This is a genomic window from Massilia sp. Soil_C_3 (assembly GCF_057657035.1).
In genome coordinates, this window is the sequence record NZ_JBDGJG010000002.1 from 542,329 (window position 1) to 556,209 (window position 13,881).

The window sequence follows — 13,881 nt, forward strand, 5'->3', positions numbered from 1 at the left end:
TGACTCCTCCGAAGTGGATTGATGCTTTTGCGTCAGTACGTGCCGACGCCATTATTTACAGCATGCTGTTGAGTATCTTGCACTATTGTCAGTACCGCAAGCGCATGATTACGCAGTCTCTACGTAATGCTACGTAGATCGACCCCTGCCATCGGACGTAGAATGCAGGCCTTCGAATCGAACCATGCGGAAAAAGCATATGCGGCTGAGGCAAAAAGTGATCGTGCTGGCCGTCGTGCCACTGGTGGTGGCGCTGTGCGCGATCGCGCTCTACGTGCGCCAGCAGGGGGTGACCCTGGCGGCCGAGCAGCGCGCCACCATCCAGCGCGCCTACCTGGCGAGCAAGGAGGCCGAGCTGCGCCACTACGTCGAGCTGGCGGCGCGCTCGATCGCGCACCTCACGCGCACCGGCGACAGCGACCCGGCCACCCAGCGGGAAGCGATCCGCATCCTGTCGAGCCTGAGCTACGGCGAGGATGGCTACTTCTTCGTCTACGACACCCGGGGCAAGAACCTGATGCACCCGCGCCAGCCGGAGCTGGTCGGCACCGATATGTGGCAATGGCGCGACTCGACCGGCGCGCCGACGATCCAGCGCCTGATCGCGCTGGCCAGTGGGGGCGGGGGCTTTTTGCGCTATACCTGGGCCAAGCCTTCGAGCAACCGGCCGGCGCCCAAGCTGGGCTACGTTGTGCCGATCGCACACTGGAACTGGGTGATGGGCACCGGCATCTACCTCGACGACGTCGAATCGGCGCTGGCGCTGGTCGACGCCCAGCAGTCGCGCAATATCGAAGAGACGTTGCTGTGGATGGCGGTGCTGGCCACGGTGGCGGCGGTGGGCGTGGCCGGCGGCGGCCTGGCCCTGAACATCAGCGAGGGACGCGTGGCCGACGCCAAACTGAAGGCGCTGGCCCAGCGCGTGGTGGAATCGCAGGAAGAAGAACGGGCGCGCCTGTCGCGCGACCTGCACGACGGGATCAGCCAGGCACTGGTCTCGGTCAAGCTGCAGCTGGAGGCCGGCATCATCCGCATCGACGGCGATGAAGCGCGGCGCGAGCAGGGCCGCGCGGGGCTGGAGCGCACCGTCGAGCAGGTGAAAACGCTGCTGGGCGAGGTGCGCCGCATCTCGCACGACCTGCGCCCGACCCTGCTGGACGATATGGGCCTGGCGCCGGCGCTGGACCACCTGGCGAGCGAATTCGGCGAGCACGCGGGCGCGCCGGTGCGCTTCCGCGCGGCCGGCGCGGTGGACGCGCTGCCCGAGATCGTGGGCACGGTGCTGTTTCGCATCGCGCAAGAGGCGCTAACCAACGTCGAGCGCCACGCCCAGGCGCGGCATATCGAGATGGTGCTCGAACGCGTGGGCGACATGGTGAGCCTGTGCATCGCCGACGACGGCGTGGGCTTCGACATGGATGGCGTGGCCGTGCATCCCAAGCGCGGCATCGGGCTAAGGAATATGATGGAGCGCATGGAGGCGATCGGCGGGCGGTTCTCGATCGCGTCGTCCTCCACGGGCACCCGGGTGGTGGCCAGCATCGATTTGAAGGAGCAAGGCAGTGAGTGGTGAAGTAAGCGATAAAGTAAATGAGGTAAAAATCCTGTTGGTTGACGACCACCCGCTGGTGCGCGACGGCCTGCGCGCGCGGCTCGAGTCGGCGCCGCACCTGACCGTGGTGGCCGAAGCCGGCTCGGGCGAGGAAGCCCTGGCGCGGGCGGGTGAATTCCATCCCGACCTGGTGCTGATGGACGTGAACATGCGCGGCGGGAGCGGCATCGAGGCGACGCACCAGCTCACCGCGCGCTATCCCGGCATCGCGGTGCTGATGTTGTCGATGCACGACAAGCCCGAGTACGTGAGCCAGGCCATGGCGGCCGGCGCGCGCGGCTATGTGCTCAAGGATGCGCCGGGCAAGGACATCGTGCTGGCCATCGAAACCGTGATGGGCGGCGGCATCTACTACAGCGCCGCGCTGGCGCGCCAGCTGGCCAATCCGGCCACGCCGAGCGACCAGCTGACGGCGCGCGAGCACGAAGTGCTCAAGCATATCGCGGCCGGCCAGTCGAACAAGCAGATCGCGCGCGACCTCGATCTGTCGGTGCGCACGGTAGAGACCCACCGCCTGAATATCAAGCGCAAACTCGGCATCGAAGGGCAGGCGGAACTGATCCGTTTCGCGGTCCAGCGCGCCGGCAGTAACTGAGAGTGAACTCCCAATATCCACTAGGAAACATTGCTGTTGCTTTAAAGTATTCGGTGCAATAAGATTGACTGAATATTATTGAGAAACATCACATGGCCGAGCAGGGACATTTTCCGCTGGTAGCAATCGACCCGGTCGCCAATGCGCAGAACGAATGGGTGGCGCTGAGCCTGCGGCTGGCGCCAGGCGCCGACCTGGCGCAACGGCTGCAGGCGGTGTTCGCCGGCGCCGACCTGCTCACGGCGATCGCGCCGCTCGACTGCCTGCTGCACCTGGATGGCCCCGAGGCCCTGACGGTGCCGGTGCTGGCGCTGCTGCCGGCCAACCGCGTCGGTCTGGTGATCGAGGCCGCGGCTCTCGCGTCGAATGGCGCCACGCGCCAGCTGGCCGAGCTGCATGCGATCGGTTACCGCATCTGGCTCGACGGCGAGGTCCCCGAGGGCGCGAAGGCGCCGCCGGCCCTGCGCTCGGCGGCGCGCGACTGCCGAGCCCATCGCGACACTGCGCTGCCGCCGGGCCGCCTGGTCGCGCTGTTCGGACCGCACCTGGCGCACGGCGTCGACGGCGCGCGCCGCTTTTCAGAGTGCGAGAACGCGGGCTTCGACTGGTTCAGCGGCGACTATCCCTGCGACCCCGACGCGGCGCCATCGACGGACGACGATGGTAGCTCGCGCCGCCGCATCCTGACCCTGCTGGGCCTGTTGGCGCGCGACGCCGAATCGCGCGAGCTGGAAGACCAGATCAAGCAGGATCCGGCGCTGGCCTACCACCTGCTCAAGCTCGTGAACTCGGCCGCCTTCGCGGTGAGCACCCAGATCACGAGCTTCTCCCACGCGATCACGGTGCTCGGCCGGCGCCAGCTGCAGCGCTGGCTGCAACTGCTGCTGTACGCGCGGCAGCAGCCGGACGGGCTGCCGAACCTGCTGCTGCCGCTGGCGGCGCGCCGCGCCGCGCAGCTGGAAGCCTTGAGCCGGGAGGCGGGCGGCGACCGCGACGCGCAAGACCTGGCTTTCATGACCGGCGTGTTCTCGCTGCTCGACCGCCTGCTGCACATGTCGATGGCGGCGATCGCGGCCGACCTGTACCTGCCCGACGACGTCGCCGGCGCGCTGATCGACCGGCGCGGCCAGTTGGGCGCTTGGCTGCGGCTGACCGAGACGCATCCGGACGAGGCGCTGCTCGAGGAGGCGGGTGTGAGCCCGGCGGCCTGGTGGGGCAGCCAGCTGCACGCCTGGCACTGGGCGATCCAGGTGGGCCGGAATGTCTGACCTGCGCGAACTGGCTTCGTTCGACTTCGTCGGCGGCACGACCGCCGTCTGCGACGCCATCCTCCGCCTGCGCGGCGAAGCCCTGACCCTGGGGCTGGGGCGCCTGGCGGCCCTGCTCACGGGCAGTCCGGAGGGCCGCTTCGTGCCGGGCGCCGGCCTGATCGACCCCAATCCGCCGGGCGCGCGCATCCTGCGTCATGCGGTGGCGGCCGGCATCGAGCAGTTCGGCTGGTATGAGGTCAGCGGCGGAGAGGGGTATTGTCCCGAGACCGGGCGCAAACTGGAGGCGCTGGCCCACCTGACGGCCAGCCTGATGCAGATGCACGCGCTGGCGCAGCGCTCCACCCACGCCTATGCGCAGATGGAGGCGCAACTGGCGCACCAGTCGCAGATCCTCGACCAGATCCATGAGTCGGTGCTGACGATGGACCAGATGGGCTACATCACCAGCTGGAACCGCGGCGCCGAGCAGCTGTTCGGCTACACGGCGCTGGAAGCGGTCGGGCGCAACATCCTGTTCTTGTATGCCGACGAAGGCGACGGCGCCGATGGCAAGGACACCCAGCCCGACCTGTTCGCGGAGCAGGGCGGGCGCATGATGGAAGTGCGGCGCCGGAAAAAATCGGGCGAGGTGTTCTGGGCCAGCCTGTCGCTGTCTCCGCTGCGCGACCTGGCCGAGCGGCCGACGGGGCTGATCGCCTATCTCACCGACATCACCGAACGCAAGCAGGCCGAGGAACAGCTGCACCACCTGGCCTATTACGACGAGCTGACCGGCCTGCCGAACCGCACGCTGTTCGCGCGCCTGGTCGACCAGGCGCTGGCGGTTTCGCAGCGCAACGAGACGGCGGGCAGCGTGCTGTTCGTGGACCTGAACCGCTTCAAGCGCATCAACGACACGCTCGGGCGCCGCATCGGCGACGAGCTGCTGCGCCAGGTCGCGCAGCGCTTCAAGGACGCCCTGCGCGATGAAGACGTGGTTGCGCGCCTCTCAGGCGACGAATTCGCCGTGGGGCTGTCGGACATCCGCCAGCACTTCGAGGCCACCACGGTGGCGCAAAAGCTGCAGGCCTCGCTCGATGCGCCGTTCTTCATCGCCGGGCACGACCTGCGCGTGGGCGCCAGCATCGGCATCAGCGTGTATCCGCAGGACGGCAACGATGCCGAGACCCTGCTCGGACTGGCCGACATCGCGATGGAGCGGGCCAAGCGGGCCGAGGCCAATCCGGACCGCAGCGTGGCGTTCTACAGCCAGGACATGAACAAGGGCATGCAGGAGCGCATGCGCATCGAATCGGGCCTGCGCCATGCGCTGGGCAACGGCGAACTGATCCTGTATTACCAGCCCAAGTTCGAGATCGCCAGCGGGCGCATCGTCGGCGCCGAGGCCCTGGTGCGCTGGGTGCATCCGCAGCGCGGTATCGTGCCGCCATCGGAATTCATTCCGCTGGCCGAAACCACGGGCCTGATCGTGCAGGTTGGCGAGTGGGTGCTGGAACAGGCTTGCGCCCAGGCGGCGATCTGGCAGAGATCCGGGATTTCGCCGTTCAGGCTGGCGGTGAACGTGTCGGCGCGGGAGTTTACGCCGTCGCTGCCTTCGCGGGTGGCCGATACCTTGCGGCGCTATCAGCTCGATCCGTCGTGGCTGGAGCTGGAAATCACCGAGAGCACGCTGATGCACGACTTCGAGCGCGTGACGGCCATCATGGACCGGATCACGGCGCTGGGGGTGTCGCTGTCGCTGGACGATTTCGGGACGGGGTATTCGAGTTTGTCGTATCTGAAGCGCTTCCCGATCCAGACGCTCAAGATCGACCGCTCGTTCACGACCGGGATTCCGCGCGATGCGAGCGATTGCGCGATCGCGGGGACCATCGTCAGCATGGCGCGGCAACTGTGCCTGCGCGTGATCGCGGAAGGGGTGGAGACGCTGGATCAGCTGGAGTTCCTGCGCGAGGCGGGGTGCGATGAGGTGCAGGGGTATCTGTATGCGGCGCCGTTGCCGGCGTATGAGTTCGAGCGGTGTTTGCGGGATAACTGGTTGTTGATTGCGTGAGCTGCGCGCCTGTGCAGGCCGGCTTCGTCCGCTTTAAGCACTAACGTCCGCACGTCGTTCCCGCGAAGGCGGGAACCCAAGGTGGTTTGCGTCACCGCGACGCGTGAACAACCTAACCTGACCAGCCCAGATGATTTATGTATAATGCCGGTTCCTCAGGGAAGCGTGGCCGAGTGGTTGAAGGCAGCAGTCTTGAAAACTGCCGACGGGGGAACCCGTTCGTGAGTTCGAATCTCACCGCTTCCGCCAAGCATACTGAACAAGAGCCCCACGAGTTGGGGCTTTTTTTCGTCACATACGGTCAATTCCTGCCCGAATAGCCAGCAAGCTGCGCCCTCCGCGCAACTGGCGACGATTTCAAACGACAAGAAAATACATGGACCAATCCCGTCACGAGCGCAATAATCGTGTCGGGACCATCCATCATTTTTCGCCACATGACCGATATCGACGTTAGCCAGCCAGCCTCGCCACTGAGCGCCGAACACCGCAGCGAACTGGAGTCGCTTCTCCACCCGATCAGGGAAGACCTGCCCACCGGACCGCCGATCCGCTTCGCCCCCATTTTCGACGCATTACGCGAGGCACGCCGGGAAGACGATCCGAGTCTGCCGATGGGCGCGTGGGATAAGCCTCGGAGGCGCGCCGATTGGGCCAGAGTCGAGATGCTCTGCAAGACGACCTTGAGCGGTCACGCCAAGGATCTGCAGATCGCCGCCTGGCTCACCGAAGCCTGGACGCACCGGCATGGTTTCGAAGGGCTCTTGCGCGGTCTGCTGCTTGTAGAGGGCCTGCTCGTGCGTTTCTGGGAGACCGTGCATCCGCAGGTGGACGAAGATGGCGACCCCGGATTTCGCGTGGCGCCGCTGGAGTGGATGAACAGCTCGTTGGCGGCGACGATCAGGATGCACGTCCCAGTGCTGGGCCAATCCGGCCAGCAGCTCGGGCAATTCAGCCTGGCCGACTGGGAACGTATGTCGAGCGACGCTTCGTTGCCGGCAGCGCGAGAGAGGGCGCGCAGGGAAGCGGACGAAAGCGGCCAGCCGCTGCAGGCGCGTGCCGACGTCATCGACTATGCCAGGGCTCGTCGGAGAGCGGACGCCGAGCGCAGCCTTCAGGAGGTTCGCCATTGCGTGGCCGCCGTGCTGTCGATCGCCAGCGTGACCGAAGCGCGCCTGGGCGAGGATGCGCCGGATATGTCGAGGCTGTGCGAAACACTGCGCGCGGTCGAGCGTGTATTGCTGCAACTTGGGGCCACTGGCGAAGCCGGCGCTGTCCCTCGGGATGCGATGCAGGCGCAGCCCGTCGCGGTCGCGGGCACGGTCCTGCACGAGCAAGCAATGCCTGACGATGCTGCCCGGACGAGCCACACATCGGCCGGCGAAGCCTCGCCGCCGGATGCGTCGGAACTGCTCGGCCGGCGCATTGACGCTATCTGCAAGGTGGCGGGTATCCATGCGCCAGGCAATGCCGAGCGCCTGATGGCGATGCAGATCGGACTGCTGCACGATCAGAATACGATCCTGCAAGGCGCCAAGTGGGACGCGACAGATGCCGCTTGCGGTGATTTTACCGCGCTCGTTGGCGCCGTGTTGTCCAGCAAGGTGACGACCCGCTAGAGCGGGGCCGTCCGCCGATGGGAGGAAGCTGGCACGTTCACCGGGTGGCCGGTATGGCCGTCTCCGGTTTCCACACATAGATGCCGCCATCAGCCATCAAGCTCAAGGACAGCATGTCGCCCTGCATCGTGTAGGAGCGAACATACCCCATGTCCCTGGCGATGCGGCTGTCGAGCGACCCTGGCGGGCACATCGCCCGCGTCATCGCCACGTTGCTGAACGTAAGTGCGCCCCGGCCTGGCTCGCTGGTCCCGATGGTGTACGACGTCGAGCCCCGGTTGCAGTCGAGCTGGAACGCGGCGCGGCCGTCCGGCATCAGCTGCATGGAATAGACCCGGTCAGGCGGCGGCCGCGTGTTGCCAGTGGCGTCGTCCATTGACTGGATTTCGTGCAGGCGCCAGGTCGTGCCGGTCAAGGCGATGGTCTGGGTGTCCCGTGCGGCGGGGTTGGTCGATGGCGCCGTGCCGGTGCTGCAGGCGGCGCACAGGACTGTCGCGAGCGCGACGGCGATGCTCGATGGTGTCGACATGGTTGGTTTCCTCATGCGTGTCCGGGTCCGTCCGGTGGTTTTCCTGGGCTTTGCATTGTCATCATCATCCCATGCCGGAGTCGACGACAGGTGCACAGTTGCGTCATCCGATGAGCGCATGCGTGGGCCGCGTCGACCAAGTGCCGGAACGCGTTCCCGGAGCTGCGAACGCCGCCAGCTTGTCTATGTCGCCTTGCGCTTCTTGCCCCCGGCCGCGAACATCTCGATCTTCTTGGTCGGTCCCGAAACGATCAGCAGGTCGGCCGAGCGGATCGTGGTGTCCGCCAGCGCGTGCTGGAAGTCTTCGTTGGCGCGCTTGACGCCCACTACGGTCACGCCGAAGCGGCTGCGCACATGCGCTTCGGCCAGGGTGCGGTTGTGGGTCTCTGGCGGCGCATTGATCTTGGCGATCGCAAACCCGTCTTCGAACTCGATGAAATCCATCATGCGTCCCGTGATCAGGTGCGCCACGCGCGCGCCCATGTCGGCCTCGGGATAGATCACGTGGTGGGCGCCGATGCGCTGGGCGATCTGCCCGTGCTCCGGCGTCATCGCCTTGACCCAGATGTCCTTGATGCCCAGCTCGGTCAAGACCATCAGGGTCATCAGGCTGGCCGCCAGGTCCGAGCCAATGCCGACGATCGCATGCGAGAAATCGGCCACGCCCAGCTGCAGCATCACGTTTTCGTTGGTCGAGTCGGCCTGTACGGCATGGGTCAGGCGGTCGCCCCACACCTGCACCAGGTCTTCGCGCGTGTCGATGCCCATCACGTCGTGGCCCAGGCGCATCAGCGATTGCGCCACGGCGCCGCCGAAGCGTCCGAGGCCGATGACGACCACGCTGTCGCCGGACGAGAACGCGAACTGCTCTGTGAAAATTCTACCCAACAATTGGATGCTCCTCAGGATAACGGTAAGGCATGCGCCGCTCGCTCAGCACCAGCGAGGTCGCGAAGGTGATCGTGCCGACCCGGCCCACGAACATGAGCAGGGCCAGCACCAGCTGGCCGGACACGGGGAGCTCGGCGGTGATGCCGGTCGACAGGCCGGCGCTGCCGAAGGCCGCGATCACCTCGAAAATCACCTGGTCGGTCGGGAAATGCGATAGGCGCAGCAGGGCCACCGTGCCGAGGGCGACGACGACGCTGCCCAGCACCAGCACGGTAATCGCCTGGCGCTGGGCGGACGAGCCGACCCGGCGTCCGAAGGCCTCGGTATCGGTGTGGCCCTTGGCTTCGGCGATCACCAGCAGCACCAGCACCGCCACGGTGCCCACCTTGACCCCGCCCGCGGTGCCCGCGCTGCCGCCGCCGATGAACATCAAAAAATAATGCAGGGCCCAGGTTTCACGGGTCAGCGCCGCCACCTCGACCGTGTTGAAGCCCGAGGTACGCGCCGCCGCCGACATGAACATCCCGTTCATCAGCTTGTCGACCAGACCGAAGGCGCCCAGGGTCTGCGGATTCTTCCATTCGAACAGCAAAATGGCGACATAGCCCAGCAATAGCAGGATCAGGGTACCGGACAGGGTCAGCTTGGTGTGCAGCGACCAGTGGCGCGGATCGCGCAAGCGGTGGCGCAGGTCGTGCAGCACCGGGAATCCCACGCCGCCGATGATGGCGGCCAGCATGATCGGCACCAGGATGCCGGCGTCGCCCGCATAGCGGATCATGCTGTCCGGGTGGATCGAGAACCCGGCGTTGTTGAAGGCCGACACGGCGTGGAACAGCCCCACCCAGCTGGCCTCGCCCCAGGCCATGCCGTAGTCGGACTGCAGCCTGAGCGTCAGCACCGCCGCGATCGCCAGCTGGAACAGCACCGACACCACCAGCACCACCCGCGCCACGCTCGAGATGTCGCCCATGCCGATCGAACGCGTCTCGGTCTGGGTCATCAGGCGGGTGCGCAGCTTGGGCGAGCGGTTGACCATCAGGCCGAGCAGGGTGGCGGCCGTCATCATGCCCAGGCCGCCCAGCTGGAACAGTACCATGATCGTCGACTGGCCGAAGCCGGACCAGTAGGTGCCGGTATCGACCAGGACCAGTCCGGTCACGCATACGGCCGACACCGAGGTGAAGAAGGCCACCATCAGCGGCGCGGCGCCGCCGTCGGCGCGCGCCAGCGGCAGCATGAGCAGCGCGGTGCCCGCGAGGATCGCCAGCAGGAAGCCCAGGGCGACCGCGCGCGCGGGGTGGATGACCTTGTTCATCGGCAGTGTCGTTTATTTCGTTGGCGTTGGCGGATCTTGGTCGAAGTCCATGGTGTCGGGGTCATGGTCGGAGGCCAGTGGCGCGCCCATGAGCTTGAGCCAGGTGAAGCCGATCGTGCCGGCGATCACCGACGCGGCCAGGATCGCCATCTTCGAGGCGTTGATGATATCCGCATGTCCCACGAATGCCAGGTTCGTGATGAAGATCGACATCGTGAAGCCGATGCCGCCCAGCATGCCGGCGCCGAGCACATGGCGCCAGGCCAGGTCGAGCGGCAGGCGGCACACGCCGATCGCGACAGCGGCAAAGCTGAACAGCAGGATGCCGACCGGCTTGCCGAGCACCAGGCCGACCAGGATGCCGAGGCTGTTGAGCGAGGCCAGCTCGCCGGCCCAGTCGGCGCCGATCACGATGCCGGTATTGGCCAGCGCGAAGATCGGCAGGATCAGGAAGGCCACCGGCTTGTGCAGCGCGTGTTCCAGGCGGTGCGACGGAGAATTGGCATCGTCTTCCAGCGCCGAATAGGGAATGGTGAAGGCCAGCAGCACGCCGGCGATGGTGGCGTGCACGCCCGACTTGAGCATCAGGAACCACATCAGCGCCCCGCCCAGCAGATAGGGCCACATGGCCAGCACGCGCAGGTACTTGTTCATCACGCGCAGCGCCACGAAGACCGCTAGGGCGCCCGCCAGGTAAGCCACCGACAGCTGGGCTGTATAGAACACGGCGATGACGATGATGGCGCCCAGGTCGTCCATCACGGCCAGTGCGGTCAGGAACACCTTGAGCGAGGCCGGCACTCGGTTGCCCAGCAGCGCCAGCACGCCCAGGGCGAAGGCGATGTCGGTGGCCATCGGGATGCCGACGCCGGGCTGGGTCGGCGTGCCGCCGTTGAGGGCGAAGTGGATCCCGGCCGGCACAACGATGCCGCCGGCCGCCGCCAGGATCGGCAGCATGGCGTTGCGCAGGTCGGACAATTCGCCGTTGTACATCTCGCGCTTGAGTTCGAGGCCGACGAGCAGGAAGAACACCGCCATCAGCAAGTCGTTGATCCACAGTTCGACGGTGAGGCCGCCGAGCGGGATGTGCCAGAAGCCCAGGTAGGAAGAGCCCCAGGCCGAATTGGCGATGGCCAGGGAAACGAGGGTGCACAGGATCAGGACGGCGCCGCCGGCCTTGCCCGATGCAATGAATTCTTGGAATGTTTTAGAAACTCGTCGTTCGATGCGCATAAAGGATTTCCAGCCGCGACGGCGCAGATGCCGTCCGGTATGTTTCATGAATTGGCAGCCCACGGTCCGGCATGGCCGGGAACGGGCCAGCGGGAGGTGGGTGAAGGCGGGACGCGATGCGGCCAGGAGGTGGCCGGGATGGTGCAACAATACAGGGTGAGTGTCATGGTTGACGTGCGTAGCCGAGCTGCGTGGCGGCCCGACCAGCGCAAATCCTGTCATACCCGCAGCGGTATGATCACCCAGACAATATTATAGGCGATCACCGGCCGTCCCGGCGACGTCTCGTCTGCGTTGCGCAGGTTCAACGACGGGTCGCGGCCGCGGCGTCGATCTCGGCGCCCCACGGATCCTTGTGCGCCACCGGCTTGCCGTCCGCCGAGAAATCCATCAGCTGGTCGCCCCCGCGCGCATAGCGCGGCCATGCCGGCAAGCCCGCGCCGTTCGGATCGCCGCGCTTGGCGAAGTTCACCAAATACGTGCTCATCGCCTTGCCGACGGCGACGTCCTTGCCCGTCGCCTGCTCGCCGTACTTGACCGCCACCGTATCGAAGAAGAAGGGGATGTCGGTCGCATGGCCGGCGCCGGCGCCCGGCTTGGCGTTCGATTCCGCCACGTACGAGAAGCGGTAGGCGTAGACCGGCACCCCATGGTCGGCCAGGGTCGCCGCCAGGCTGCGCGCGCCGGCCACCATATAGCCGGTCTTGCCGCCGATGTCGGCGCTGGTGGCGCCGATCATCACCGGCACCTTGTGCATGCGGCCGGCGGCGAAGGCGGCGCCTGAATCGATCGCCAGCCTGCCGTCGGCGAACGGCCCGTGGTAGGTCGGCATCCCCTGCATCCTGAAGTTGGCCAGGTTCAGGCCATCGACCACGCTGTCGGCCGGCAGCGCGCGCAGTTTTTCCAGGGACTTCGGATCGTCGGCGGCGATGCCCTTGCCGGTCGCGAAATTCAGGCCGATCTTCTCGGCGTCGGCGGGCGGCGTCGGCGCCGTGCCGCCATCGCCGCCCGACATCACGACGGCCTTGGCAAACAGGCCCCGGCTCTGTGGCGACGTAAGCAGGAAATTGACCGACATGCCGCCCGCCGATTCGCCGCTGATGGTCACATTGGCCGGGTCGCCGCCAAAGGACGCGGCGTTGCGCTTGACCCATTCCAGCGCCGCGATCTGGTCCATGAAGCCATAGTTGCCGGGCGCGGCTTCTTGGCCGACCTTCTGGCCGGCTTCCTGCGTCAGTTGCGGATGGGCGAAGAAGCCGAAGCGGCCGATGCGGTAATTGAAGCTGACCACCACCACGCCCTGTTTCGCCAGCTCGGCGCCGGAATACGTCGGCGGCGACGAGCCGCCGTTGACGAAGCCGCCGCCATAGATCCAGACCAGCACCGGGAGCTTGCCTTGGGCAGCGGCCGGCTTCCAGATATTGAGGTACAGGCAGTCCTCATCGGGTTTGGTGCCGAGCGGCGCGGCGTCGCTGGGGAAGGGCAGTTGCATGCAGTCCGCCGCATAGCTGCTTGCCTGGCGCACCCCGGTCCAGGGCTGGACCGCTTGTGGCGCGCGCCAGCGCAGGGCGCCCACCGGCGGGGCGGCAAAGGGGATGCCTTTCCAGCTGGCGACGCCGGCGTCGACCTTGCCCTCTATCTTGCCGCTGTCGATCGAGACCACCGGGCCGGCGAGCGACAGTGGTGCGGCGATGGCCAGGGCGGCGGCGAGCAGGGGGTAGAAGGGGGAACGCGGCATCGGGGTCTCCTTATTGAATATGTAATCGTATCTTCATGGTAACCGACGCGCTCAGCCGAAGCCGGCGAACGCGTCCTTCAGGAAATCGACGAACACCCGCACCCGCGGCGACAGCTGGCGGCTCTGCGGATACAGCACATACACGGGAAGGGCTGGTGGCGCGAGGTCGGGCAGCAAGACCTCGAGTTCGCCCTGGGCCAGCGCGCGTTCGACGCGGTAGCGCGGCACCTGCACCAGCCCCAGGCCGGCCAGCGCGCCGGCCGTGTACATATCGGCGCCGGTGACCGACACCGGGCCGGGCAAGGTCAGCTGGCGCAGGGCGCCGTCGACCATGAATTCGAGCGGATACGGCTTACCGGTGGCAGAGGAAATGAAGTTGACGGCCTGGTGCGGCTGCAAGCCGTCGAGCGAGGTTGGCCGGCCGTGGCGTTCGAGGTAGGCCGGGCTGGCGCAAGTAACCTGCGCGATCTGCGTGATCTGCTGGGCCACCATCGACGAATCCTGCAGATTACCGACGCGCAGCACGCAATCGATACCCTCGCGCACCAGGTCGACCAGCCGGTCGCCTTCGCCGATCTGCAGTTCGATGCCCGGATAGCGCGCCAGGAAGGCCGGCAGGCGCGGCGCCACGACCCGGCGCGCCAGCGTGGCCTGCAGGTTCACACGCAGCAAGCCGGTCGGCGCTGCACGGGTGAAGACGCTTTCCATTTCTCCGAGGTCGGCCAGCAGGCGCACGCAGCGCTCGTAATACGCCTGGCCGTCGAGTGTCGGCGCGACCACCCGCGTGGTGCGGTCCAGCAGGCGCGTGCCGAGCCGCGCTTCCAGGCGCTTGATCGCGTTCGTCACGGTCGCGCGCGGCAGCGACAAGTCTTCGGCCGCGAGTGTGAAACTGCGCCGCTCCACGATGCGCGTAAAAATCTGCATCTCCTGGAAGCGGTCCATGTGGGTGGTCATCTATACCGTCCTTGTGGCAGTCGGCAAAAACGAATAGTGACATGGTCGAATGTCTTATTCCCCATATT

The 13,881-nt window shown here is 66.5% G+C and carries 11 protein-coding genes and 1 tRNA gene; 6 read left to right on the plus strand and 6 right to left on the minus strand.

The window, feature by feature from the left end; genetic code table 11:
* Positions 1 to 199: 199 nt before the first annotated feature.
* The 6 genes from AC3A6F_RS05320 to tssA all read left to right on the plus strand — a co-directional run bounded on the left by AC3A6F_RS05320 (position 200) and on the right by tssA (position 7,150).
* Positions 200 to 1,573 (plus strand): cache domain-containing protein, encoded by a 1,374-nt coding sequence (locus tag AC3A6F_RS05320; protein ID WP_487678922.1) that lies wholly within the window; start codon positions 200 to 202, stop codon positions 1,571 to 1,573.
* On the plus strand, positions 1,563 to 2,207 hold the full coding sequence (locus AC3A6F_RS05325) for a response regulator transcription factor (RefSeq protein ID WP_487678923.1): 645 nt from the start codon (positions 1,563 to 1,565) through the stop codon (positions 2,205 to 2,207). The genes AC3A6F_RS05320 and AC3A6F_RS05325 overlap by 11 nt, the downstream gene beginning before the upstream one ends.
* A gap of 92 nt (positions 2,208 to 2,299) precedes the next feature.
* On the plus strand, positions 2,300 to 3,475 hold the full coding sequence (locus AC3A6F_RS05330; protein WP_487678924.1) for an HDOD domain-containing protein: 1,176 nt from the start codon (positions 2,300 to 2,302) through the stop codon (positions 3,473 to 3,475).
* Positions 3,468 to 5,531, plus strand: coding sequence for a putative bifunctional diguanylate cyclase/phosphodiesterase (locus tag AC3A6F_RS05335; RefSeq protein WP_487678925.1), 2,064 nt, complete (start codon positions 3,468 to 3,470; stop codon positions 5,529 to 5,531). The genes AC3A6F_RS05330 and AC3A6F_RS05335 overlap by 8 nt, the downstream gene beginning before the upstream one ends.
* A 159-nt stretch (positions 5,532 to 5,690) precedes the next feature.
* Positions 5,691 to 5,780 (plus strand) — tRNA-Ser (locus tag AC3A6F_RS05340).
* A gap of 188 nt (positions 5,781 to 5,968) precedes the next feature.
* Entirely contained in the window at positions 5,969 to 7,150 is a 1,182-nt protein-coding gene (gene tssA / locus AC3A6F_RS05345; RefSeq protein ID WP_487678926.1) for a type VI secretion system protein TssA, read from the plus strand.
* Positions 7,151 to 7,187: 37 nt separating this feature from the next.
* Here tssA and AC3A6F_RS05350 read toward each other — a convergent pair whose 3' ends face one another.
* The 6 genes from AC3A6F_RS05350 to AC3A6F_RS05375 all read right to left on the minus strand — a co-directional run bounded on the left by AC3A6F_RS05350 (position 7,188) and on the right by AC3A6F_RS05375 (position 13,801).
* Positions 7,188 to 7,679 carry an META domain-containing protein gene (locus tag AC3A6F_RS05350; protein WP_487678927.1) on the minus strand — a complete coding sequence of 164 codons (492 nt, stop codon included), beginning with the start codon at positions 7,677 to 7,679 and terminating at the stop codon, positions 7,188 to 7,190.
* 183 nt (positions 7,680 to 7,862) lie between these two features.
* Positions 7,863 to 8,567, minus strand: coding sequence for a potassium channel family protein (locus AC3A6F_RS05355; RefSeq protein WP_487678928.1), 705 nt, complete (start codon positions 8,565 to 8,567; stop codon positions 7,863 to 7,865).
* On the minus strand, positions 8,560 to 9,888 hold the full coding sequence (locus AC3A6F_RS05360) for a TrkH family potassium uptake protein (RefSeq protein WP_487678929.1): 1,329 nt from the start codon (positions 9,886 to 9,888) through the stop codon (positions 8,560 to 8,562). Before AC3A6F_RS05360 ends, AC3A6F_RS05355 begins: the two co-directional genes overlap by 8 nt.
* Before the next feature lie 12 nt (positions 9,889 to 9,900).
* Positions 9,901 to 11,121 (minus strand): Na+/H+ antiporter NhaA, encoded by a 1,221-nt coding sequence (gene nhaA, locus AC3A6F_RS05365; RefSeq protein ID WP_487678930.1) that lies wholly within the window; start codon positions 11,119 to 11,121, stop codon positions 9,901 to 9,903.
* Positions 11,122 to 11,425: 304 nt separating this feature from the next.
* A complete protein-coding gene (locus AC3A6F_RS05370; RefSeq protein ID WP_487678931.1) occupies positions 11,426 to 12,859 on the minus strand; it encodes a carboxylesterase/lipase family protein in 1,434 nt (477 codons plus the stop codon).
* Between the two features lie 51 nt (positions 12,860 to 12,910).
* Positions 12,911 to 13,801 (minus strand): LysR family transcriptional regulator, encoded by an 891-nt coding sequence (locus AC3A6F_RS05375; protein WP_487678989.1) that lies wholly within the window; start codon positions 13,799 to 13,801, stop codon positions 12,911 to 12,913.
* Positions 13,802 to 13,881: the final 80 nt, after the last annotated feature.

What these genes read in the sequence shown, in the direction of transcription:
- AC3A6F_RS05350 (WP_487678927.1), bottom strand. Translation starts at nt 7,679, where the DNA reads ATGTCGACACCATCGAGCATCGCCGTCGCGCTCGCGACAGTCCTGTGC.
- AC3A6F_RS05320 (WP_487678922.1), top strand. Translation starts at nt 200, where the DNA reads ATGCGGCTGAGGCAAAAAGTGATCGTGCTGGCCGTCGTGCCACTGGTG.
- AC3A6F_RS05330 (WP_487678924.1), top strand. Translation starts at nt 2,300, where the DNA reads ATGGCCGAGCAGGGACATTTTCCGCTGGTAGCAATCGACCCGGTCGCC.
- AC3A6F_RS05370 (WP_487678931.1), bottom strand. Translation starts at nt 12,859, where the DNA reads ATGCCGCGTTCCCCCTTCTACCCCCTGCTCGCCGCCGCCCTGGCCATC.
- AC3A6F_RS05375 (WP_487678989.1), bottom strand. Translation starts at nt 13,801, where the DNA reads ATGGACCGCTTCCAGGAGATGCAGATTTTTACGCGCATCGTGGAGCGG.
- AC3A6F_RS05335 (WP_487678925.1), top strand. Translation starts at nt 3,468, where the DNA reads ATGTCTGACCTGCGCGAACTGGCTTCGTTCGACTTCGTCGGCGGCACG.
- tssA (WP_487678926.1), top strand. Translation starts at nt 5,969, where the DNA reads ATGACCGATATCGACGTTAGCCAGCCAGCCTCGCCACTGAGCGCCGAA.
- nhaA (WP_487678930.1), bottom strand. Translation starts at nt 11,121, where the DNA reads ATGCGCATCGAACGACGAGTTTCTAAAACATTCCAAGAATTCATTGCA.
- AC3A6F_RS05360 (WP_487678929.1), bottom strand. Translation starts at nt 9,888, where the DNA reads ATGAACAAGGTCATCCACCCCGCGCGCGCGGTCGCCCTGGGCTTCCTG.